Source organism: Maribacter sp. 1_MG-2023 (assembly GCF_030547005.1).
Taxonomy (GTDB): domain Bacteria; phylum Bacteroidota; class Bacteroidia; order Flavobacteriales; family Flavobacteriaceae; genus Maribacter.
The window spans coordinates 54,857-79,549 of sequence record NZ_JAUOPN010000011.1 but is presented as its reverse complement, the minus strand read 5'-3'; the positions used below and the strand labels follow the sequence as shown (position 1 = coordinate 79,549).

Sequence of the window (24,693 nt, the reverse complement as noted above, 5' to 3'; positions counted from 1 at the left end):
ATGTAATGAGATTGATGGTATCTCAAAAATAATTATTATTCAGCAGTAAGTTGTCTAGGTTCTTGATTATAATTGGCTAGGTCTCGAAATCTTTTCTAATTTTGAAAAAAAGTAAACTATGCTAGGCTTAAAATTACCAACTGACCCAAGATGGGTAAATATTGTAGAGAAAAATATTGACGAAATACTTACCGACCATGCGTATTGCGAGCAAAAAGCTGCTAGTACTGCTATATCGCTAATTGTATCTTTCCCTGAATATACCGAACTTGTTGAAGAAATGGTTGCTTTATCTAGAGAAGAAATGGGTCATTTTAAAATGGTGCATGACCTTATATTAAAACGTGGTAACACTTTAGGTAGAGATCGTAAAGATGATTATGTAATTCAGTTGATTAAATTCTTTCCAAAAGGAGGAAGCAGAACCACACAGCTGGTTCATAGATTATTATATGCCGGACTAATTGAAGCGCGTAGCTGTGAGCGTTTTAGATTATTATCAGAAGAGTTAGAAGACAAAAAATTAGCAGAATTCTATCATAAATTAATGATAAGCGAAGCTGGTCATTATACTATGTTCTTAAAATTTGCCCGTAAATATGGGGAATTAGAAGAGGTGAATAAAAAATGGGAGAGCCTTTTGGAATATGAAGCTCAAATCATGAAAGATTTAAGCAAAAAAGATTCTATTCACGGATAAGACTTAAATCATTTTGTTTCCGAATTATACAAATCCTTTATAATTCCATCTGAAAGTCCGATTTTAGGAACATGAATTTTCTTCGCCCCACTCCATTTGGCAGCTGAGAGAAAAATTTTGGTTGCCGGAATAATAACGTCTGCCCTATCTGGATTTAACCCTAGTTCTGATATTCGATCATCATAACTTAGACTATCTAAAAAATGATATTGAGCATTCAACCAAATATAGGATAAAGGTTCGCCTTCTTTTCTTCCCGATAGTTTATGCAACTTATTGATATTACCGCCAGAACCTATAATGGATAACTTAGGCTTATCCTTTAAATTCACCTTTATCCATTCTTCTAATTTTTTCCATGCTTCAGGTTTGACCATATCATTCAAAAGTCTAACCGTACCTAATTTAAACGACTTGGAAACTTGAATTTCACCATTTGAAAATAATGTGAATTCTGTACTTCCGCCACCTACATCAATGTATAAATAAGATTGGTCCTCTTTAATTAGACGCTTTAAATCTGTAGCGGCTATTATAGCTGCTTCTTGCTTACCATCTATTAAATCTATTTGAATACCTGACTCTTGAGCTACTTTTTTTATAATCTCATTTCCATTATTGGCTTCTCTCATTGCAGAAGTGGCACAAGCTCTATATTTTTCAACTCCCGCAACTTCCATCAACAGCTTAAAAGCCTTCATGGTACTTATTAATCGTGTTTCATTTACCTCAGAAATTTCACCTACTGTAAATGAGTCTTCACCTAAACGTACAGGTACCCTTACCAAAGAACTTTTTCTAAATTGAGTTCTTTTACCCTTATCCTCAATCACATTATGCGTTAGCAACCTAATCGCATTAGATCCTATATCAATCGCTGCAAATTTTCTTACCTTCAAAAGACTTCTTTTTTAAGATTCATGTTTATTCGCATAATACTCATAAGTAGCAAATTGTGATCTAATTCTGGGTAACGTAGTCTTTCTGTACGCATTATCTTGAGCTGCGTTGAATACACGTGCCTTCATATTATCTTTCCAACAGATATCAAATGTATCCATCAATTCTTTTTTAATATCCTCATCATAAATTGGGCAACCAACTTCAACTCTGTAATCAAGGTTTCTAGTCATCCAATCTGCAGAAGAAATATATATTTTAGTATCACCACCATTAGCAAATGCAAAAATACGTGTATGTTCTAAAAATTTATCTATTACACTTATAGCTTCTATGTTTTCACTCATACCCTCAACACCTGGTATTAAGCAACATATACCTCTTATGATCAACTGGATCTTTACCCCTGCTCTACTTGCTTCATACAGTTTATCAACCATCTTGTATGATGTAAAACTGTTCATTTTTATTTTAATAAAAGCTACTTTACCTAGCTTGGCATTTGCTATCTCATTATCAATTAATTTCATGAACGCATTTTTAGTATAATGCGGCGAAACTATAAGGTGTTTGTACTTATTGATTTTATACGTAGTCTCAAAGAAGTCGAAAACTTTATTCAACTCTTTTAGTATAGAATCATCTGCTGTAAAGAGTGTAAAATCAGTATAAATTCTTGCTGTAGATTCATTGAAATTTCCTGTACTTACGAAGCCATATCGCTTTATTGAACCATATTCTTCTCGCTCAATTAAACATATTTTACTATGTACTTTTAAACCTGGCACACCGAAAATTAGCTTTACGCCTTCTGCTTGTAACTGCTCTGCATATTCAATATTAGCTTGCTCATCAAAACGTGCCTGAAGCTCAATTTGTACGGTAACTTGTTTACCGTTTTTAACGGCATTAATTAAAGAAGCGGCAATTTGAGAGTTTCTTGCCAGCCTATATACCGTAATCTTAATAGTACGAACTTTAGGATCTAAAGCCGCTTCACGCAAAAACTTTAAAATATATGTAAAGGTATGATATGGTGTGTATTGCAGATAATCTTTTTTAGCGATACTTTCTAAAATACTACCCTCTACACTTAAGCCTTTTACCGGTAGCGGAATAATTTTATCGTACAGTAAATCTTTTCTACCCAAGCTTGGAAAGCCCATATAATCTCTACGGTTATGATATCTACCGCCAGGTATTACACTATCAGTATCTTCAATATTCATCTTCTCCTTCAGAAAAGTCAAGGTATCTCTACCTATACTTTTATCATATACAAAACGAACCGGATCACCTATTTTTCTATGTTCTACACTAGATGATATTTTCTCAATAAAACTCTTACTTAAGTCATTATCAATATCTAGCTCGGCATCTCTGGTAATCTTTATCATGTGAGCAGAAATAGACTCATACTCAAACATGGTAAAAATATTATCCAAACAGTATCTAATTAAATCATCTAGTAAAATGATAAAACTCTTCTCCCCTTCATCTGGCAATACAACAAAACGGTCTATCCCCTTCGGAATTTCAATTAATGCGTAGCGCTTCTCTTTCTTACTTTCTTCACTCTTAATAACCATCTTCACTGCTAAATAGGCTGCAGTATCTTTTAAGGTAGGAAAACGAGTAAGATCATTTAGAATAATGGTCATTAACTGCGGACTTACCTCTTTCAAGAAATAGGCTTTCACAAACTCCTTTTGGTTTTCGTTTAATTCCGTTTCCTGAATGATAAAGATATTCTTACCCTCCAACTCATGTTCAATTCTTCTTAGAATCGTTAAACTTTTAGTTTGCTGCTCAATTACAATATTTGTAATCTCTTCTAAGAGATCTTTAGCCTTTTCACCACCTAATACACTTTTACCTGTTTTACCTGCTTCAACTATACGCTTAACCGTTGCATATCTAACTTTAAAAAACTCATCTAGGTTATTAGAGAAAATACCTAAAAAACGAAGTCTTTCAATTAATGGAACGTTCTTATCTGCGCTTTCTTGTAATACACGCTCGTTGAACCATAACCAACTTATTTCTCTATTTACGTACTGGTTGTTATTTTTTATCATGCTTTTAGTTGCTTCGGAAAAATGGTTTGTATTGTTGAGCCTTTTGAAATATTAGCCCAGGTATTTTCATTAAATTGTATATGAACAAATCCGCTAGTAGGCACATTAATAATATGCTTATCTCCTAATAAATTTGCCAAATGGGTAAAGGTATGGTTGTGCCCAAAAAGAAGGACATTGTCTAAATTATCATCTAAATTCTTTATAAATTGTAGCACTTGATCTCCTGAAAAATCATACAACTCTGAATTTATATTACAGTTCTCAAGTGGATATTCAAGTGCTCGTAAGCAAATCATACAGGTATGAAACGCCCTGTTTGCAGGACTCGTATAAACGTGGTCTATTTTTAAATTCTTTTTTGCTATTTCTTCCCCTACCAAATGCGCATCAAAAATACCTCTTTGCAATAATGACCTATCTTGATCACTAACATTTAGTTCCCAAGAAGACTTACCGTGTCGCATTAAATATAAATTCTTCATATAGCTTAATAAAATTTAAGGAGCCAATCGTTCCATTTTCCAATCAAAATCATCTGTGAGCGTATATCGAATACGATCATGCAATCTATTTGGTCTACCCTGCCAAAACTCCATTGACACTGGTCTCACCAAATATCCGCCCCAATGCTCTGGTCTTTCAATTTCCTTACCGTCATACTCTTTCTCTAACTCGTTTAGTTTATTTTCTAACGCAGATCTAGAATCTATAACTGTGCTTTGATCAGAAACTAAAGCTCCTAATTTACTTCCGTCAGGTCTTGATTCAAAATAACCATCAGAGAGATTTTTTGCCAATTTCTCGGCAGTACCTTTTATAATTATTTGGCGTTCTAAATTTGCCCAAAAAAAAGAAATACAAATTTTAGGGTTTTCACTAATCGCTCTTCCTTTCTCACTATTATAGTTGGTGTAAAAAATAAAACCTTCGTGTGTATACTTTTTAAGAAGAACAACCCTGCTTTTTGGAAAACCATCTAAACCTACCGTAGAAACCGTCATGGCGTTAGGCTCATCGACTCCGTCTGATTTTTCAACTTCGTAAAACCAGGTTTGAAACAGCTGAATAGGGTTGTCAGATATACTATCTTCCATCAACGCACTTTTCTCGTATGATTTTCTATAATCTCCTAAATCTTTTTGCATCATTTTCGTGTTAAAAACAAGATAAACAAAGTTCTAAAAAGAAAGGAAAATAAATGCGATAAAAATGTATTAAAACATTTAAAAATCGAAAGTCTTACCATCATCGGCAAGTAGCACATTCTTAAATATAGTTGAAGCTTCGTCTTTAAAAAGCTCGATAGATTTATAACGCGTAGAATAATGACCTAATATTAAGGTTTTTACGTTAGCATCTCTTGCTACTTTTGCAGCTTGCATAGCAGTTGCATGCTTTGTTTTCGTTGCCAATTCGGCTTCTGACTCTAAAAAAGTAGATTCATGATACAAAACATCAACATCTTTAATTTTTGCAGCTAAGCTTTCATCATAAATAGTATCACTACAAAAAGCATAAGATTTTGGCTTAGGCGGATCAAATGTCAATTCACTATTCTCAATTACCTCTCCATTGTCTAGGCTAACATCTTTACCATTTTTTATATTCTGATAATAGGCTTTATCAATCCCATATTCCTCGACAGCTTCTATATTCAGCTTTCTCTTTCCTACTCTCTCCCTAAATAAATAGCCGTTTGTGTAGATTCTATGATCTAATGGTATTGTAGTAACACTGATTTTAGTATCCTCAAAAATAAGCTCAGACTCTTTACTTGTAAGTTCATGAAACAATAAAGGATAGTTTGTCCATGAATCGCCCAATTTCAATAGCAATGTAATAGCCTCTTTTATACCCTTTGGTCCGTATACATGAAGTTCCTTCACTCTACCTAGTAATCTCATCGTAGAAATGAAACCCGGCAATCCAAAAAAATGGTCTCCATGTAGGTGCGAGATGAAAATATGATTAATTCTTGAAAACTTTATTTTATGCCTTCTGAGTTCCACTTGTGTACCCTCTCCACAATCAATTAACACAATATGGTTATTGATTTCTAAAACTTGAGAAGTTGGGTTTGTAAATGTTCTTGGTGTTGCCGCATAACAGCCCAATACAGTAAGATGCATATTAATTTTATTCTATATTTTCTTGATATGGCTTGTTACAGCCCTAAATCGCGTTCAATTTCTTCCATTTCAATAACATCACGTGCTTCTTGAAGTGAAGGAACTAAATTTATTTCTTCTGGTACATCGTCATATGACACCTTATCAGATACCAATACGAATGACTTACCATTTTTTTTATGCTTTCTCGCTATTTCTAAAAATGAAATAACATTGTAAGGCGTCAATTCTGAGAAACTCAATAAATCTAATACGAGATTATCATTCTTAAACTTGGCATATTCCTTCTCTAAATTTTCAAGAAATTGTTCAATAGAAATTTTTTCTTGAGAGACGATAATCAACGATCCTTCTTTAGTAAAAATCATATCATTTAATTTTAGATGCTAACAAATATATCACTGCCATACGTATGGCTACTCCGTTTTCAACTTGATTCAAAATTATAGATTGTTTTGAATCGGCAACATCACTTGTAATTTCAACCCCCCTATTTATTGGTCCGGGGTGCATAATTACAATTTCTTTATCTAGACTATCAAGCAACTTTTTATTGACTCCAAATTGCTGAGTGTATTCTCTTGTTGTCGGAAAATAAGATATATCTAATCTTTCATTTTGTATACGTAGCATATTTGCCACATCGCACCATTCTAATGCCTTTCTAAGATTAGTCTCTACACCTACCCCCAAAGACTCTATATGTTTAGGCAACAAAGTTTTAGGTCCACAAACCTTAACATTTGCTCCTTGTAATTTTAATGCAAAAATATTTGACAGCGCAACCCTTGAGTGAAGAATATCACCTACAATTAACACATTTTTACCAGCAACATCACCAAGTTTTTCACGGATGGAGTAAGAATCTAATAATGCCTGGGTAGGGTGTTCATGTGCCCCATCGCCCGCATTTACAATTGAGGCATTTACATGCTTTGACAAGAATATACCCGCCCCAGGATTTGGATGCCGCATGACCACCATATCTACTTTCATAGATAAAATGTTATTTACGGTATCTATTAAGGTTTCTCCTTTTTTTACTGATGATTGACTGGCAGAAAAATTAAGCACATCTGCAGATAGTCGTTTTTCAGCAAGCTCAAATGATAATTTAGTTCTGGTACTATTCTCAAAAAATATATTGGCAATAGTAATATCTCGAAGTGAAGGAACTTTTTTAATGGAGCGATTGATCACTTCCTTAAAATGATCTGCAGTTTCAAAAATAAGCTGAATATCGGTTTCCTTTAGGTATTTAATTCCCAGTAAGTGTTTAACACTCAGTTCGCTCATTTTTTATCTATTTACTAAATATATAATATCCTCCCCGTCATTTTCTTCCCACATCACCTTTACTTTTTCATCATTAATAGCATCTACTTGACGACCTCTATAATTAGGCTGTATAGGCAAATGTCTACTAAATCTACGGTCAATTAAACACAACAGTTCTACATCTTTTGGTCTACCAAAAGACTGCAGAGCAGTCAAAGCTGCATTTATACTTCTACCGGTATATAGAACATCATCGATTAAGACCACGTTCTTATCTTCTATCAAAAAATCGATTTTTGTTTTTGTAGCTTCTAAGGTCTTATCTCCTCTTCTAAAATCATCACGATAAAAAGTGATATCTAAAAAACCAAGCTCAATATGCTTTACTTTATATTCTTCCTTTAGAATTTTGGTCAAGCGCTGAGCAAGAAACTTACCTCTTGGTTGAATACCTATTAAAACAGTATTTTCAAAGCTTAAATGATTTTCAAGAAGCTGACAAGCCAATCTATGCAGGATGATATTTATTTCTTTGGAAGAGAGTAAAACTTTTTGACTCATAATATGCACCCGTGCTTTTAGCTAAACAAAAATAGAGAATTCTATCTAAACTTTGATAGCTTAAATTAGGAAGTAAAAAAGGAAAGAATAAATTTAGGTGCCGACCAAGTAAATCTACAAACCTAATATAGAGAAAAAAGCCTCTTTATGACTTTCACCAATAGGAATTCGCATATCATTTATAACTATTCTATTACGCTGAACAGTTTTAATATAATTTACGTTTACTAGGTAAGATTTATGCACTCTAAGAAACTGATTAGAAGGCAATTTACTCATAATCTCTTTAAAACTCATGAGTGTAAGAATGGTCTTGTTCGTATTTACAATATGTATCTTCAAATAATCTTTTAAACCTTGTACATATTCGATTTGATCTAAATCGATTTTTATACTTTCATATTCTGCCTTTACAAAAATGAATTTTTTGTCTACTGAATTATCGCCGGCCGATGAGAATACATTTGCTTCCATAATAGGTTTTTGTTTTTTAGATATTAAATCTTGAACTCGTGATACTGATTTTATAAAACGATGATAGGGTATCGGTTTTACCAAATAATCAACTGCATTCAACTCAAACCCTTCAACGGCATATTGAGAATAGGCCGTGGTAAATATGAAAAATGGCTTATTATCTAAAATGCCCATAAAATCAATCCCGTTAATTTGAGGCATTTCGATATCACAAAAAATCAAATCGATTTTCTTCTCTTTTATATCACTAATAGCATCTAAAGGATTGGTGTACGTTTTTACTAAATCGATAAAATCTAACTTTTCACAATAACCTGAAAGTATTTCTATCGCTAATGGCTCATCATCTATAATTATACATTTCATAGGCTTTATTGTTTTTGGTAAATAGTTAATGACACTTCGTAATCTTTTCCATCATTGTCAACTTCAAGATTATGCAACCCTGGATAAATTAGCTTTAATTGGTTTCTAATATTCTCTAAACCAATACCAGAATTCTTTGTTGGCTCTTTAAACACTCCTATTTTATTCTTAACATTTAAATAAACAGAGGCATCTGTAATGATCAAAGCAATTTTTACATAGGTCTTACCTTTATAGTCGGTACCATATTTAAAGGCATTTTCAATAAAAGAAATAAACAGTAAAGGTGGTACCGCTCTTCCCCTATCTTCTCCTGTTATTTTTAAAGAAACATTTTCACTATCAGATAGTCGTAATCGTTGTAATTGAATGTAACTTTTTATATAATCTATTTCTTTGTTCAACGGCACCAAATCTTTGTCGGCCTCATAAATCATATATCGCATTAACTCAGACAAATCAACTATAGCCTCAGAAGTATCTGGTGATTTTTTTACCGAAAGCGCATAAATTGTATTTAGTGTATTGAATAAAAAATGGGGATTCAACTGCGCTTTTAAAAATTGCAGCTCAGACTTAATGTTTTCTTTTTCTACCGATAAACGTAAATTTTCATTACGCTTCCACTCTACATATATTCTTAAAATAGCACTAATTACATAGGGTATACCAAGATTTACGAACGATCTATAAATAGGCATATAACCAAAACCTCTTGGCCGTTGGATATCCATTATAAAATTTTCTGGAAACTTTGGTTCGTAAAAATGATTTAGAAGCATCACAGAAGCTATCAACAAACCCAATGAAACCATCAGGTAAAACAGCACACTTTTTTTTAGCAGATACTCTGGCACTAAATAGAAGTAATTGAAATAAAAAAGAATGATTATAACTATTAGCTTCGGAAAAACATCTAAAGGAATTGGTCTCGCATCGTTTAAAATAGGATAAAAAGTGAGTCCGTATAACAATATCCATATACTAATATGAACAACTATTTGAACCCTATTTTTTATAATCGATTTCATAAAGAAATTAGCGACTTGTCGCAATAGCAATATTTAATTCTGCTAAATCTGTTGGTAATAAAATTGGCGATTTACCTTCTTCTAATTTTGTTATTACAAGATTTGCAGTTTTTAAGGCCTGAGCCTCGGTAGCAAACTTTTGCTTGCCCGGAAAACCTGGTATATATTCTTGTAGAATCACTATTTTTTCTCCTCTCATAATCTGATATCCATATCCATTGTTAAGATCTACCACCTGACTATGAAAAGTTTGGTTTTCACTAGCGAAAGTTTGATTATAAATTGAATAGCCCAACACGAGTGCCAAAAATAACACAAGTAAGACCCAATATTTTGCAGTCGAAATCATAAATAAATGTTTAAAAATGGGCCAATCCACACAGATTGACCCAAAAAATTAACAATTGCACTCACTATGAAAAATTAATCTTCCTCTTCGTACTCATCTTGAGGAAAGAATTCATCTAAATCATCTAGGTATAAAGTACCTGTTCTACCCATTCCTATAAATACACGACTTCCATTTGAAAATGCAATAGCATCTTGTCTTGTCGCACCTTCAAAAGACGTTTTTTGCTCCCACTCATCTGATGTCGGATCATATTCCCAAACTGTATTGGTTGCGCCACTTAATTCACCACATGCTATATAGCCATAACCATTTAATGTAAAACCAACGGCATTACTTCTTTGCACAGCGTAATCATCTTCTTCATCCAAATCTAATTTCTTTGTCCAGCTTTCTGTAGTTGGATCAAATACCCAAAAATCATCTAGATATACTCCATTAGAAACTCCAGTTCCTAAATAGGTCAATCCATCAATGGTAAACGTTGTTGCCGACCTTCTTTTGTTACCTCCAAAACCAACTAACTCTGTCCAAGTATCATTGCCAGGATTATATCTCCAGAAATCTTTTCTATCGTTTTCGCCATCATAACCCGTACCTACATAACCAAAGCCATTAGTACCAAAGCCAACCGCACTTCTTCTTGCCGTAGTTAATGACGCAATTTCTGTCCACGTATTAGATACTGTGTTATAACTATAAAAATCTGTTAATTCATCGACCCCATCATACCCAGAACCGATATAACCAGTACCATCTATTTCAAAACCTACTGCGGCGTTTCTAGCCACCCCAGGAAAATCTGCCTTTTGAGACCAATAATCACCTTCTATATCATATGCCCAAAATGAAGACAAATAATCATCTCCATCATAACCAACGCCCATATAACCAACATTGCCAATTGTAAAGCCCGATATACTACTTCTTGGGCTACCATCAAATACAGATTTGTCTACCCAGTTTCCTAAATCGTCATCGTCATCATCACTTGAACAACTTGTAATTACCATGGCCAGTAGTGCCAAACCAGTAATTTTGTACACATACGATTTTCTTTTATTCATTATTTTTTGTTTTAAGGTTCTTTCTTTTCAAGATCAAATCTACTAGAGACCCTACTGTTCAAAAAACACAATAGATTAAAATTGGTTTTTAACATACCAAACCCTTGTTTTCATCTACCAACACAAATTTTTCATTAATAGCTTAAATAACAAAGTTCATCCCTTAACATTCACGATTCGTCTATTCAGGTTTTTACAACCAAGCTTGGTATTTAGTTTTGATAAAAATTAAATACTAAATGAAGGTGTTCTTAAACAAAGTACGTGCGCTCTACATGTTTATGCTAGGCGGTTTCCTATCAATTGCAATCATATCGTGTAGCGATGATATTTATAATGACTCAGAATTTGTTGCGGGCGAAACTTTTACCGATAGCAATGTTCGCCTTATACTAATTGACACCTTAACTGTCAGTACATCTACAATGAAGTTTGATAGTATTATCACCTCTGAATCTACGAGAATCCTATTAGGAAAATATACCGACACCGTTTTCGGTACTGTTACAACATCTAGCTATATGCAACTTTTACCCGAAACATATACCATAGACGCTGAAGCTGAGTATGACAGTATTGTTATGGTAATGGGTTATGACAACTACTATTATAATGATACACTGCAGAAAAACACTATACACATTAAAAAAATTAATGAAAATTTCAACCCAGAAGGTGATGATTTCTTTTATAATACAAGTAGCATAGGTTATGACGAAACCGACCTTGGTTTTTCTGAATATTACCCACGACCATTATCTGGTGATTCAATAACCATTAAGCTTGTAGATGATTTTGGTACAGATGTATTTTCTCAACTTCAAGAAAAAAATATTGTAAACGCTAATGAGTATCGAGATTACTTTAAAGGTATTGGACTAGTACCAGATGACACAGATAACGGAGCTATAATAGGTTTTTCAAAATCTTCTGAAAACACTTATATGCGTTTATATTATAGCACCGATACCGAGTACGAATCTGAGCAAGAATATCTTGATATACAAATAGATGGTACTACTACTCCTGTTCCATTTTTTAATAGAATTACAGCAGATGATCCTATTACACCTCTGCAAACCTTGACCAATAGTCAGACAATTTTAGAAAGTTCAGATTCTAACAACCAAAGTTATATTCAGTCTGGTGTTGGTATTGCTATGCGTGTACAATTTCCCAGTATTACCAGTCTTTATGACATTCCTGGTAGTGGAACTATTTTAGACGGAATCTTAAAAATTAAACCAACAGCTCAATCTTATGATGACCATCTAAAACTTAGAGATACACTTGCCGTTTACGTGGTTGACCAAAACAATGATTTAATTGAGACACTGACATCCACTTCATATGCTATTCTGAATAGAGACAATCAAGAATTTAATGACATCTATTATGAAATACCAATAGCCTATTATTTAGAAGAATTACAATTAAAAGATAGAGATATTGACGATGCACTGATTCTGCTTCCTGCAGATTACAATTCTACGGTTGATAGATTTATTTTAAACGGGAACGGTAATGGCGAAAACGAAACAATTTTAGAATTAACATACGGTATATACGATGAAGATTAACCAAATAATATTTTTTACCATAGCAGCACTGTTAGCTTTTTATCAGTCTTCGGCACAGTCTGAAGCTTTAACTAGCTCGCCATATTCGCTTTACGGATTAGGAGTCATTAACCAGACAAGTATCGGAAAATTTAATAGTTTAGGTTACAGTGGTATCGGCATTAAATCTCCGTACGAGCTAAACAATTTAAACCCCGCAAACTATGCCTTAATACCTCAAAATTCATTCCTATATGATATAGGTGTCACCGGTGAATTTAACAGTTACAGCAACACTTCTTCTTCTGAAGAAAAGTCGAATATAAACTTTTCTAATTTAGCCTTCGGATTTAGAATTATGGAAAACTTAGGTGCTGGTATTACTATGACACCCTATAGCGATGTTGGTTATTCATTACTTGGCGTTAGTAGTAACATTGAGGGATCTACAGAATCTTTTGAAAGTAACATTACCGGATTGGGTGGACTAAATGATATTAAGCTAAATGTTGGTTATGCACTAATGCCAAAATTGAGATTAGGTTTAAGTGCATCGTTTTTATTCGGAAACATTGAAGAAACGGAATCTTTCATTTATAGTACTTCTACATTCGAATCTGTAGAAAAAACTAATTATAGCGGTGCAAGGTTAGGTTTCGGACTTCAATACGATGTCAATGACAAGATAACTATTGGTAGTACCGTTCAACTACCAACAAGTTTAAACGGAAACCTAAAAAGATCTGTCGATAAATCAATATCAGGAATTGCAATTTCTGTAGAAGATGAAAGCTCTAGTAATGTTTCTGACTTTAAACTTCCTTTAGAGTTCGGTTTTGGTATGAGTATAAAACCAATTGAAGAACTGACATTTAGTGCAGATTACAAGAAAAACTTCTGGTCAGACACCAATCAATCAGAAAATATTGGCAGTTATGAAGATCAAGATATTTATGCCTTTGGACTAGAATTTATTCAAGACCCTACCAGTTATAAATACGGTCAAAGACTTGCTTATAGATTGGGTTACAATTATGATAATGGCTACCTCGCCATAGGTGACAAAAAAGTGGAAGGCTACAATTTTACGGCAAGTATCGGCATACCAACAAGCAGAGGCACACACTCTATGATCAATCTTTCTTATAGTTATGGTTCTAAGGGACTTTTACAAAACGTATTGGTGAAAGAGAATTTTCATTTAGTTACTTTAAACTTGAGTTTAGAAGACATCTGGTTCGTAAAGAAAAAGGTCTATTAAAAATTATAGCTAGGGAATACTATACAACGAATACTAACCCTTGTATTAGAAGAAATTCAACTTCTAATATTAAAATCTCCATTAGTAATTCATTTTTTATGGAACCCTAATAGGAACTGAGAATTGTGGATATTAAAAAAAGCCCAGATTAATTTCCGGGCTTTTACTTTTGCTACTTTCCTAAGATACATCTTGATAAATTAAGGCAAGAAAATACCAAAACTTAGGATCTATCTAACTTTAAAATAATATAACTTCTAAATCCACATCGCCATTAACAAATCACTCTGTCAGTACCTTAAAAAAAATCAAAAAGAATAGACACAAAAAAGCTCGGACTAATAACCGGGCTTTTACTTTTGATACTTGCCTAAGATATATCCTATCAAACCAAGGCAAGAAAACACTAAAACTAACTATCTACCACTGAAGTAATTTATGAACATCTTCATTAGCAATTCATTTTATCAGCACTTAAAAGTGAAAACAATAGACACAAAAAAAGCCCGGATACATATCCGGGCTTTTACTTTTGACCCTTATAAAGGATCTATACTATGAAATTACTTCTTCTTAGAATCAGCTTCCATTTTGTCTTTCAACGCTTGTAGTGCATCGTTAGCATCACCTAAAGTAGGCTTAGCTTCATCTGCGCTAGCTGCTTGTCTTTTGACAGCTGCTTTTACATTACGTTGCTCTTCTTCACGGAAAATAGCAGTATGACTAGCTACTACACGTTTGAAGTCTTTATTGAACTCAATAATCTTGAATTCAGCTTCATCGCCTTTACCTAGTTTCTTACCATCTTCTTTCTCTAAATGACGTTGAGGAATAAATGCAGTAATATCTTCGTTAAATTCAATTGTTGCACCTTTATCAACTACATCAGAAATGGTTGCTGTATGAACTGTACCTAATGCGAATTCAGTTTCATATTTATCCCAAGGGTTTTCAGTAGTTTGTTTATGACCTAAGCTTAACTTACGACCATCAACATCTAATTCTAACACCTCTACCTCTAAAGTATCACCAACATTGGTAAACTCAGATGGATGCTTGATTTTCTTAGTCCAAGAAAGATCAGAGATATAAATTAAACCATCAATACCTTCTTCTAGCTCAACAAAAACACCAAAGTTTGTAAAGTTTCTTACAATACCTTTATGCTTAGAACCTACAGGGTATTTAGTAGTAATATCAGTCCAAGGATCTGGAGTCAATTGCTTGATACCAAGAGACATTTTACGATCTTCACGATCTAATGTCAATACAACTGCTTCAACCTCATCACCAACTTTTACGAAATCTTGTGCAGAACGCAAGTGCGTAGACCAAGACATTTCAGAAACATGGATAAGACCTTCAACACCTTCAACAACTTCTATGAATGCGCCGTAATCAGCTATAACAACTACTTTACCTTTTACTTTATCACCAATCTTAATTTCATCAGATAAAGCTTCCCAAGGATGCTTCTCTAATTGCTTAAGACCTAATTGAATTCTAGATTTGTTTTCATCAAAATCAAGAATTACAACATTTAATTTCTGGTCCAGTTCAACAACCTCGTTCGGGTGGTTGATTCTGCTCCAAGAAAGGTCAGTAATATGAACTAAACCATCAACACCACCTAGATCAATAAACACACCATAAGAAGTAATGTTTTTAACAACACCTTCTAATACTTGTCCTTTTTCTAATTGGCTAATGATTTCTTTCTTCTGTTCTTCAATATCAGCTTCAATAAGAGCTTTATGAGAAACAACAACGTTTTTAAATTCGTGGTTGATTTTTACAACCTTAAATTCCATTGTTTTGTTAACATACTGATCGTAATCACGAATAGGCTTAACATCGATTTGAGAACCTGGTAAGAAAGCTTCAATACCAAATACGTCAACGATCATACCACCTTTAGTTCTGCACTTAACAAAACCACTAACGATTTCTTCTTTGTCATGAGCCGCGTTAACACGATCCCAAGCCATAATAGTTCTCGCCTTTCTGTGAGATAATACTAGTTGACCACTTTTATCTTCACGAATATCGATCAATACCTCTACTTTGTCACCAACTTTTAAACCTGGATTGTAACGAAATTCGTTTAACGAGATTACACCTTCAGATTTTGCGTTGATATCAATAATAGCTTCTCTATCTGTGATATAAACTACAGTACCTTCTACAACTTCCTCATCGGCAGTATCTACAAAGTTTTCGGCAACTAATTTTTCAAATTCCTTCAATTTAGAATCATCAACACGCTCAATTCCTTGCTCGTATTTTTCCCAATTGAAACTTTCTAAAAATTCTTGTGGATCTTGCTGTGGAGTTTCAACAGCTTGTTGTGTTGCTTCAGTAGTAACTTCTACCTCTGCGTTTGTTTTTTCTTCAGCCATTTGCTGATTAATAATTTGTATTCCATAACCTTATCAAGACTTAGGCAACGACTATGAAAGTAGTTATATTTATTTGTTTATCTAATCCCTTTTTTCTCTTGACTTCCTTGCAAAAAAGGTGTGCAAAAATAATCATTTTATTTAAATTAGGCAACACAACAAGATATTACACGTTCATTTAATGAATTTGGCATGATTTTAGAATTAAATATCCTAAATATGCTTATCTTAGAAGTATTATAATAACCATTAAAAAAAGTAAAATTATGAGTGTTAAGGCAAAATATCAAGGTGTATTAGATCTTGGTGAGCAATTAGGTATAAAAGACGGTAATGTAACTGTTGAAGGTGATGTTCTTAAAGTAAAAGGGCAAGCAAAAACGCCTTATGAAAAAGACCTAATGTGGGATAAAATTAAGCAATTAGGTGGCGAAAGTCCTTCTGACATTAAAGCTAATATCTCTGTTGAAGACGATTCTGTATATCACAGACACGTTGTTAAAGGTGGTGAGTCTTTAAGTAAAATAGCGAAGCACTACTACGGTGATGCTATGCAATACAAAGCTATTTTTGAAGCGAACACTGGTATCTTGAAAAGTCCAGATGTTATTCATCCTGATCAAGTATTGGTTATTCCAAATAAATAGTATCGATACTATATAAATAAAAAGAGGTCAGCAATGCTAACCTCTTTTTTTATGCTTGATGTTTTTCAATAACCCGAAGCGAATGTTCATAGATTCTTTGAAACTGATCCTCTAGTCCTAAATCACTATTATCAAACTCAATAGCATCTTCTGCCCTTTTTAAAGGTGAAATTGCACGGTTACTATCTATATAATCTCGCTTTTCAACATTTTCTAGAATATCTGCATAAACAACATTCTCTCCCCTATCCAACAATTCTTTGTATCTTCTAACCGCACGTTTTTCTGGCGAAGCCGTCATGAAAATTTTAAGTTCAGCATCAGGGAATACTACAGTACCGATATCTCTACCGTCCATAACAAGACCTTTATCAACACCCATTGCTTGCTGCATGGCTACCAATTTTTCTCGCACAGCTGCTATAACAGAAACCTGACTCACATTTTTTGACACAGGCATAGTTCTTATTTCCTTCTCTACATTTTCACCATTCAAATACATTTCGGCATATCCTAATTCTGAATTAAATATAAAATTCAATTCGATATCACCTAATGATTTCACCAATGCATCTTCATCAACTTCACCCGCTTCTACAAAACCGGACTTCATTGCAAATAATGTAACTGCGCGGTACATTGCACCAGTATCTACATATACATATTCTAGTTTTTTAGCTAATTGCTTAGCCAAAGTACTCTTTCCCGTAGAAGAGAATCCGTCGATTGCAATAGTGATTTTTTTCATTGTTCCAAAAATATAAAGAAAAGCTATACTATAGCTCCTTTGCGTTTTTTACTTTGACATCTGTAATGGCAATATCAATTACTTCAGACATTTCTTTTACATAGTGAAAGGTCAATCCTTTTAAGTAAGATTCTTTGATTTCCTTAATATCACGCTCATTATCTGCACAAAGAATTATCTCTTTAATTTTCGCTCTTTTTGCTGCAAGAATCTTCTCTTTTATGCCACCTACAGGTAATACTTTACCACGTAAGGTAATTTCACCTGTCATTGCCAAGCTCTTTTTAATACGTTTTTGAGTAAACAACGAAACTAAAGAAGTCAACATAGTTATACCTGCACTTGGTCCATCTTTAGGGGTTGCACCCTCTGGCACGTGAATATGCACGTTGTACTTTTCAAAGACCGTTGGATCAATTCCAAATCGTTCAGCGTTAGATTTTATGTATTCCATTGCAATGGTAGCAGATTCTTTCATCACCTTACCAAGGTTACCGGTAATTGTCATATTACCTTTACCTTTTGAAAGTATAGATTCAATAAACAATATATCACCACCAACACTAGTCCAAGCAAGACCTGTTACTACACCTGCAACTTCATTATTTTCATATTTGTCACGCTCCATTTTTGGTGCGCCCAATACTTCTATAATAACTTCATTACTGACTTTTATCTCATATTCCTCTTCAGTAGCGATAGATTTAGCCGCATAACGTACCATTTTGGCAATTTGCTTCTCTAAAGAACGTACACCAGATTCGCGGGTATAACCTTCAACAATTTTCTCTAATTGTGGCTTTCCGATTTTTAAATGACTAGAATCTAAACCATGCTCAGTTAATTGCTTTGGCAGTAAATGCTTTTTGGCAATCTCTACTTTTTCTTCAATGGTATAACCACTTACATGAATAATCTCCATACGATCCCTAAGTGCCGGCTGAATACTACCTAAATTATTTGCGGTAGCAACGAACATCACTTTAGAAAGGTCATAACCTAACTCTAAAAAGTTATCGTGAAAATCACTATTCTGCTCAGGATCTAACACCTCTAACATTGCTGAAGATGGATCACCTTGATTACTATTAGACAACTTATCTATCTCATCTAGTATAAAAACAGGATTTGAAGTACCTGCCTTCTTAAGACTTTGAATAATTCTGCCTGGCATAGCACCAATGTAGGTTTTACGATGCCCTCTAATTTCAGCTTCATCACGTAAACCACCCAAAGACATTCTTACGTATTCTCTTCCTAATGCTTCTGCAACTGATTTGCCTAAAGAAGTTTTACCAACTCCTGGAGGTCCGTACAGACATAAGATCGGAGATTTCATATCATTACGCAGTTTTAATACCGCTAGATACTCTATGATTCTTTTCTTGACATCTTCTAAACCATAATGATCACGGTCTAATATTCTTTGTGCTCTTTTTAAATCGAATTTATCTTTCGAAAACTCTTTCCAAGGTAGATCTAGCATAAGATCTAAATAATTTCTTTGAATAGAATATTCTGCTACCTGCGGATTCATCCGCTTCATTTTTGCTAATTCTTTATCAAAATGCTCTTTAACTTTCTTGCCCCATTTTTTCTTTTTAGACTTGATTTTCATCTCCTCTAACTCCTCATCATACGAAACACCACCCAATTCTTCTTGAATGGTTTTCATTTGCTGGTGTAAGAAATACTCTCTCTGCTGTTGATCCAAGTCATTTCTAACTTTAGACTGTATATCGTTTTTAAGCTCCAACTTTTGCATTTCAACATTCATATATTTCAATGTTGCCAATGCTCTTTCTTGTAAGCTGCCTATCTCTAATAATTCTTGCTTTGCCTTAACATCTAAATTAAGATTAGACGATACAAAGTTGATCAAGAAAGAATCGCTTTGAATATTCTTAATAGCAAAAGAAGCCTCACTAGGAATGTTCGGATTGTCTCTAATTATTTTTAGTGCCAATTCTTTAATCGACTCAATAATAGCTAAAAACTCCTTGTCATTCTTTTTTGGCCTAACTTCTTCAGTCTCTCTAACTGTAGCTGTTAAATATGGCTTTTTAGTCAAAATTTCGGCAACCTCAAAACGTTTTTTACCTTGAATGATGACCGTCGTATTACCATCGGGCATTTGAAGCACACGTAATATTTTAGCAACGGTACCCAAGGTGTTGATATCCTGCACATCAGGATTTTCAGTTTCCTCGTCTTTCTGAGAAACCACACCAATGACCTTCGAACCATTATTAGCATCTTTTATTAAGCGAATACTTTTATCTCTACCCGCAGTAATAGGAATTACCACGCCAGGAAAAAGCACTGTATTTCTTAAAGGCAATATTGGCAAGGTTTCTGGCAATGTCTCACTATTCATCTGCTCCTCATCTTCGGGGGTCAATAGTGGTATAAGCTCAGAATCTTGATCTATTCCCTGTAAAGACATATTGTCAAAATTTGAAAATTTAGAATCTCCCATACTCATATATCGGTCATTCTGTCATTAAACTAACAGAATTTTATTTTTATAAATTATACATAAATGCTGTAATAGCAATGAAAACTAAGCGAATACAGCTTTTGCACCTTCATTTGCATAAAGGTATTTCAATTCCTGTGCCAAGTGAAAATAAAACTGGCCGGAATAATATAATATTATTCCGGCCAGTTAGCCTTTATACTCCCTTTTTAATTACTTCTTAATAATCTTCTTGACAAAACTTTCCCCATTATCCATACTCAAAGTCAATATATATACTCCTTCTGGATACTGTGAAAAATCTAAGCTAATTAAATCATCATGACCTTTATCAATATTTTTTATCATAATTGCGGTATTATTTGAAGAAACAACTGCTAATGTAAATGCTTGGTTTTTAAACTTAGAAACATCTACCAAAACCATATCTGCCGTAGGGTTTGGAAAAATAATAATATCAGTCTCTAAAAAGCCTGTTTCAGTTTCTGCAGAATTATATTTTAAAGTAGTTAACTGCTGACCAGATGCCTTTTCAACACGTAGGTTCGCAAATTGCGCTATACCATTACTTGATGTTTTATTATAATTTGTAAATAACCAAATGTCTAGTGTTTCAGTATTTACAGGAATAATTATATTTTTTGAATAGGAAGACCACTCCTTTGTAAAAGAATGTCCTAAATCCCAACTATTTGGTTTATCATTATAAACAACCTCAATTCTTGCATTACCCGTAATGGTTTTACCATCTAAACTTATGGTTATCACATCACCTGATTTAAATCCATTTTCTAATAGATTAATAGGAATGCTATATCTAGACCAAGGCTGATCTTGGTCTTTATTCGTAAGTTCTATTGCGCAATCAATTCCTGCAATTCCACTATCAAAACCTTCAATCGAATCTAAACCCGCTTGAAAAATTGCTTCTTTGAAAATAATATCTTCACTAGGGAAGTAATCCTTACACTCCAACTCTACTTCATCTATAATTTTTTCAACGATAAGATTATCATAAAGTGCTGTACCGGCATCTATTTTCCCATAATTAGAAAATAACCAAATATTTAATTTACTAACATTATCCGGTACGGTAATTATTTGAGAATAGGTTGTCCATTCTTTTGTAAAAGTGTGTCCTATCTTCCAAGTATTTGGCACATTATTTTCAACAACCTCTATCCTAGCATTCCCATTTATACTTTTCGCATCAATACTAAAATTTAATTCATCTCCAGGTTTTAGTCCTAATTCATTTAAATTAAGTGCTATGGTATATTTATCCCAAAGACCACCGTTATCGGTAGAAGTAATTTTCATGGCACAAGCCGAATTGTTGGTATCATCATCTATACCTTCAACATTTAATAAAAGTCTGTCATACTCACCATTGGGTAAAACTAGCAACTGATTTTCGTTAGTGATTGTTGCAGGACATATGCCCGAAGAAAATGATATAACTTTCAATTCAAAAGTTGCAGCGCAGCCCATAGCATTCTTAAAAACATACAGACCTTCATCTTCTTGGGTGATTTCCTCTAAATTAAGTGCACCAATATTGACTTCTTGGTTAGGACGAATAATAGAATAATTAGTATCTTCTAAAGCAGACAAGCCCAAAATAATAGACGACCCTTCATCAACAATTAAGCTCGTTTCGCCTTTAACCCAATCTCCTTCACCTATTTTAAATTCTGGTATTACAGTGGCAGTTGTACAGCCTTGTAAAACAATAGTTTTAGAGCACCCTTCTGTACTACTAAAGGTATAATTTCCTACTGTTACGTTCTGTAAAACTATAGGACCAGAATTGATTGCCCCCGAAGGTGATTCGATTGAATATGTATCTGTATAATCACTTAACCTTAAACTCAGTAAACTTTCTTCACCAACAATTAACGTGTCGTTGATAAAAAATTCCCAACCACCATTATCAATTTGGTATTGTGGTGTTAATATAGTTGCGGTACAGTCCGTTTCTGTCATTACCGTAATTTTCAGAGTAGCGGTACACCCATCTTGCGTTTGGAATTCGTAAATACCTTCTTGACCTTTATCTATTTCGCCTAAAGAATAGTCGCCGTTAACCACTGTACCATTTGGCAGTTTTATCGAAAATTGTTCTCCATTAGGTAAAATACTAAGCACAACCTTGTCTCCTTCATTAATTTCTATAGCACTTTTTCCACTTGCCCAAGTACCGTTAATTTGATATTCCTGGATTATTCCGCTGTTAGAACAATTAAATTTCTCTGACCATTTTGCTATATAATTAGAGGTCACATTGCCAACCGAAGTAAAATTACCTGCAACAAAAAGTGTTTCGCTGTCTGAAGTTAAACTAATAGCATTTACAATGTTATTTGAGCCAACTTGTAATTTTTCACCTAGTGGTTGCCATCCTACATCAAGACTCCAGCGCGCTAAATTGTTAACGATTACCGATTTTGAAACCTCATTACTGGCAAAAACAAAATTACCTCCTACATATACATTATCATTATCAATAGTAATATCATTAACATTACCACTTAGTCCATTCCCTAATTTCTCCCATTGAGATGATGACTTATTCCATCTTGCAATTCTATTAACCGTTTGTCCTGATGCTAAATTGAAATTACCTCCTACATAAACATAGTTATCCTTTATAGCTATGGCTTCTACAAATCCACTTGTACCTGAACCCAATGTACCCCAAGTGGTACCGTCCCAATGTGCAATTCTTGGAGCACTCTTACCACCAGCAGTATCAAAATTACCGCCAACATACACAATTCCTGTATCTGAAATTACAATCTCACGAACTTCATTATTAACACCTAATTGGGTAGAAGTTTGTTCTTTTAGAGATTTCCACCCATTGTTCCAAACCGCAATATTGTTTGCCAAAATACCATTTGCACTGGTAAAAGCGCCACCTACATATATTTTATTATTGTCAATAGCTATTTTTGCGACTGACCCATTTGTACCCGAACCCAAAGCTGACCAAGATGTACCGTTTAAAATGGCAATATTATTTGCATTAACTCCACTAACCTGACTAAAAGACCCACCGATTACCAGTTGGTTAGTTGTTGTAGTTGCAATTGTTTTCACCTCGCCATTTACCGAACCTAAGGAAGTTTCCCACCCAGATATTTTATTATAAACAGCAAAATTATTAGCTGCTGCATTTCCAGCTCTTGAAAATAATCCGCCAATGTAAATATTATCACCATCCTCTAAAAGACAGTTTATTACGCCATTAGTGCCGTTGGCAATTTCATCCCAATAGCCAATACCATTAATCTGTGTAGGCTCTGGAATAATTGGTTCTTGCCCTCCAGATATTTTATAAATTTTTGCAGTTGTACCATACCCGCTAAAATATAGCTCGCCAGACTCATCAAGACCAAAACTAGAAACATATTCACCTGACGTTCGAAATAACAGAGTGCTTGTTGCACTTTTGTTTGCATTATTATAATTAAGCGACCATACTCGACCTGACACATAATCCGCATAAATATATCTTCCTTTTAATAGCGTATTATTACTCAACCCATTGTAAACGTAACCGCCAGTTATGGATAAATCTCCGTTGGTATGTCCATATTCAAAAACTGGTTTTATATCTGGGTTGGTTATCAATGCAGTAGAACCGCTATAGGTGGCATTACCTTCAATCCTATTCCAACCATAATTACCTCCTTTTACTATATGGTTAATTTCCTCTACTTTATCTTGCCCAACATCAGCGCCCCACATAATATCGTTATCAAAAGAAAATTTCCATGTGTTTCTAATACCCCAAGCATACAATTCATCTAATCCACTAATACCAACTCGTGGGTTATCGCTAGGGATTTCATAATTACCATTTGGTAAATCTGGATTTGTCTCTAAAGGATTGCTACCATCCAAATCCACATCAATACGTAAAATACTCCCAAAAACATTATCTAGATTCTGAGCATTACGCATTGGGTCTCCACCACCACCACCATCACCTAAAGAGGCATATAAATAGCCATCTGGACCAAATCCTATTTTTCCGCCATTATGGTTAGAGGTACTTTGGTTCTTATCAAAACTGAAGACCTCAACTCTACTATTTTTATTAGCACGGTTTTTATTGACAGCATCAACAGTATATTTTGCCAGTACTATTTCAACACCTACATTGGCAACAGTACTTGCTTTGGTATGGTATACGAAAAAAGTTCCATTAGTTTTAAATTTTGGATGAAATGCCAAACCTAAAAGTCCTATTTCTTGACCAGATGAGAAGCTAACGATATCCTGAATGTCAAGAAATATATCTGCCTCTATTGTAGATTGATCATTATTAAGAACCTTAATAATTCCTTGCTGCTCTACAACAAAAATTCTATTAGAATCATCTGAAGCATTTTGTATTTCTACTGGAAACTGAAATGATAAATTTGGAAAAGCATCTTGATATGTTACTGCTTCTTGACTGAAACTATAAAAAACAAATATCAATAAAAATGAAAATGAAAGTAATTTTTTATACATAGGTTTTAGGTTAGGATTTGGAAGAAATTGTATTCATTATACGTTTAAGTACATATTAAATACGCCAAAATCATAACTTCAGACTTCGTTACAAGTAAATTCCATTATATATTCGATGAACTACCATTATTATTAAC

Annotated in this window: 20 protein-coding genes; 4 read left to right on the top strand and 16 right to left on the bottom strand. The window is 33.9% G+C overall.

What is annotated here, in order from left to right; translation table 11 throughout:
* The first annotated feature begins 118 nt into the window (after positions 1-118).
* Positions 119-700 carry a tRNA-(ms[2]io[6]A)-hydroxylase gene (locus Q4500_RS13110; RefSeq protein ID WP_303600101.1) on the top strand — a complete coding sequence of 194 codons (582 nt, stop codon included), beginning with the start codon at positions 119-121 and terminating at the stop codon, positions 698-700.
* Between the two features lie 8 nt (positions 701-708).
* On the opposite strand, the gene Q4500_RS13105 is transcribed toward Q4500_RS13110, so the two are convergent.
* The 12 genes from Q4500_RS13105 to Q4500_RS13050 all read right to left on the bottom strand — a co-directional run bounded on the left by Q4500_RS13105 (position 709) and on the right by Q4500_RS13050 (position 10,939).
* Positions 709-1,599 carry a Ppx/GppA phosphatase family protein gene (locus Q4500_RS13105; protein ID WP_303600100.1) on the bottom strand — a complete coding sequence of 297 codons (891 nt, stop codon included), beginning with the start codon at positions 1,597-1,599 and terminating at the stop codon, positions 709-711.
* 12 nt (positions 1,600-1,611) lie between these two features.
* Complete coding sequence (ppk1, locus tag Q4500_RS13100) at positions 1,612-3,678, bottom strand: polyphosphate kinase 1 (RefSeq protein ID WP_303600099.1); 2,067 nt, start codon at positions 3,676-3,678, stop codon at positions 1,612-1,614.
* Positions 3,675-4,163 (bottom strand): histidine phosphatase family protein, encoded by a 489-nt coding sequence (locus Q4500_RS13095; RefSeq protein WP_303600098.1) that lies wholly within the window; start codon positions 4,161-4,163, stop codon positions 3,675-3,677. Before Q4500_RS13095 ends, ppk1 begins: the two co-directional genes overlap by 4 nt.
* A gap of 15 nt (positions 4,164-4,178) precedes the next feature.
* Entirely contained in the window at positions 4,179-4,826 is a 648-nt protein-coding gene (gene pdxH / locus Q4500_RS13090; protein ID WP_303600153.1) for a pyridoxamine 5'-phosphate oxidase, read from the bottom strand.
* 78 nt (positions 4,827-4,904) lie between these two features.
* The gene (locus Q4500_RS13085; RefSeq protein WP_303600097.1) at positions 4,905-5,810 is read right to left on the bottom strand and encodes a ribonuclease Z; all 906 of its coding nucleotides are present in this window, start codon (positions 5,808-5,810) and stop codon (positions 4,905-4,907) included.
* A gap of 35 nt (positions 5,811-5,845) precedes the next feature.
* Positions 5,846-6,178, bottom strand: coding sequence for a ribonuclease Z (locus Q4500_RS13080; RefSeq protein ID WP_303600096.1), 333 nt, complete (start codon positions 6,176-6,178; stop codon positions 5,846-5,848).
* 1 nt (position 6,179) lies between these two features.
* Positions 6,180-7,106, bottom strand: a complete 927-nt coding sequence (locus tag Q4500_RS13075; RefSeq protein ID WP_299324349.1) for an aspartate carbamoyltransferase catalytic subunit — start codon at positions 7,104-7,106, stop codon at positions 6,180-6,182.
* Positions 7,107-7,109: 3 nt separating this feature from the next.
* The gene (gene pyrR, locus Q4500_RS13070) at positions 7,110-7,649 is read right to left on the bottom strand and encodes a bifunctional pyr operon transcriptional regulator/uracil phosphoribosyltransferase PyrR (protein ID WP_303600095.1); all 540 of its coding nucleotides are present in this window, start codon (positions 7,647-7,649) and stop codon (positions 7,110-7,112) included.
* Positions 7,650-7,763: 114 nt separating this feature from the next.
* Positions 7,764-8,492: a LytTR family DNA-binding domain-containing protein gene (locus tag Q4500_RS13065; RefSeq protein ID WP_303600094.1), complete on the bottom strand. Its 729-nt coding sequence runs from the start codon at positions 8,490-8,492 to the stop codon at positions 7,764-7,766.
* A 5-nt stretch (positions 8,493-8,497) separates the two neighbouring features.
* Positions 8,498-9,523 (bottom strand): sensor histidine kinase, encoded by a 1,026-nt coding sequence (locus tag Q4500_RS13060; RefSeq protein ID WP_303600093.1) that lies wholly within the window; start codon positions 9,521-9,523, stop codon positions 8,498-8,500.
* Between the two features lie 7 nt (positions 9,524-9,530).
* Positions 9,531-9,872, bottom strand: coding sequence for a DUF4907 domain-containing protein (locus Q4500_RS13055; RefSeq protein ID WP_303600092.1), 342 nt, complete (start codon positions 9,870-9,872; stop codon positions 9,531-9,533).
* 74 nt (positions 9,873-9,946) lie between these two features.
* Positions 9,947-10,939 (bottom strand): kelch repeat-containing protein, encoded by a 993-nt coding sequence (locus Q4500_RS13050; RefSeq protein ID WP_303600091.1) that lies wholly within the window; start codon positions 10,937-10,939, stop codon positions 9,947-9,949.
* A 239-nt stretch (positions 10,940-11,178) separates the two neighbouring features.
* On the opposite strand from Q4500_RS13050, the gene Q4500_RS13045 reads away from it, so the two are divergent.
* Both Q4500_RS13045 and Q4500_RS13040 read left to right on the top strand, forming a co-directional pair.
* Positions 11,179-12,519: a DUF4270 family protein gene (locus tag Q4500_RS13045; protein WP_303600090.1), complete on the top strand. Its 1,341-nt coding sequence runs from the start codon at positions 11,179-11,181 to the stop codon at positions 12,517-12,519.
* Positions 12,509-13,759, top strand: a complete 1,251-nt coding sequence (locus Q4500_RS13040) for an OmpP1/FadL family transporter (protein ID WP_303600089.1) — start codon at positions 12,509-12,511, stop codon at positions 13,757-13,759. The genes Q4500_RS13045 and Q4500_RS13040 overlap by 11 nt, the downstream gene beginning before the upstream one ends.
* Before the next feature lie 563 nt (positions 13,760-14,322).
* Here Q4500_RS13040 and rpsA read toward each other — a convergent pair.
* On the bottom strand, positions 14,323-16,158 hold the full coding sequence (gene rpsA / locus Q4500_RS13035; protein ID WP_303600088.1) for a 30S ribosomal protein S1: 1,836 nt from the start codon (positions 16,156-16,158) through the stop codon (positions 14,323-14,325).
* Between the two features lie 266 nt (positions 16,159-16,424).
* Between rpsA and Q4500_RS13030 the strand changes: the two genes are divergently transcribed.
* Positions 16,425-16,805 (top strand): LysM peptidoglycan-binding domain-containing protein, encoded by a 381-nt coding sequence (locus tag Q4500_RS13030; RefSeq protein ID WP_303600087.1) that lies wholly within the window; start codon positions 16,425-16,427, stop codon positions 16,803-16,805.
* A 49-nt stretch (positions 16,806-16,854) separates the two neighbouring features.
* Here Q4500_RS13030 and cmk read toward each other — a convergent pair whose 3' ends face one another.
* From cmk to Q4500_RS13015, 3 genes are all read right to left on the bottom strand, one after another.
* A complete protein-coding gene (cmk, locus tag Q4500_RS13025) occupies positions 16,855-17,553 on the bottom strand; it encodes a (d)CMP kinase (protein ID WP_303600086.1) in 699 nt (232 codons plus the stop codon).
* Between the two features lie 28 nt (positions 17,554-17,581).
* The gene (gene lon / locus Q4500_RS13020; RefSeq protein ID WP_303600085.1) at positions 17,582-20,032 is read right to left on the bottom strand and encodes an endopeptidase La; all 2,451 of its coding nucleotides are present in this window, start codon (positions 20,030-20,032) and stop codon (positions 17,582-17,584) included.
* A gap of 213 nt (positions 20,033-20,245) precedes the next feature.
* Complete coding sequence (locus Q4500_RS13015; protein ID WP_303600084.1) at positions 20,246-24,556, bottom strand: PQQ-dependent sugar dehydrogenase; 4,311 nt, start codon at positions 24,554-24,556, stop codon at positions 20,246-20,248.
* Positions 24,557-24,693: the final 137 nt, after the last annotated feature.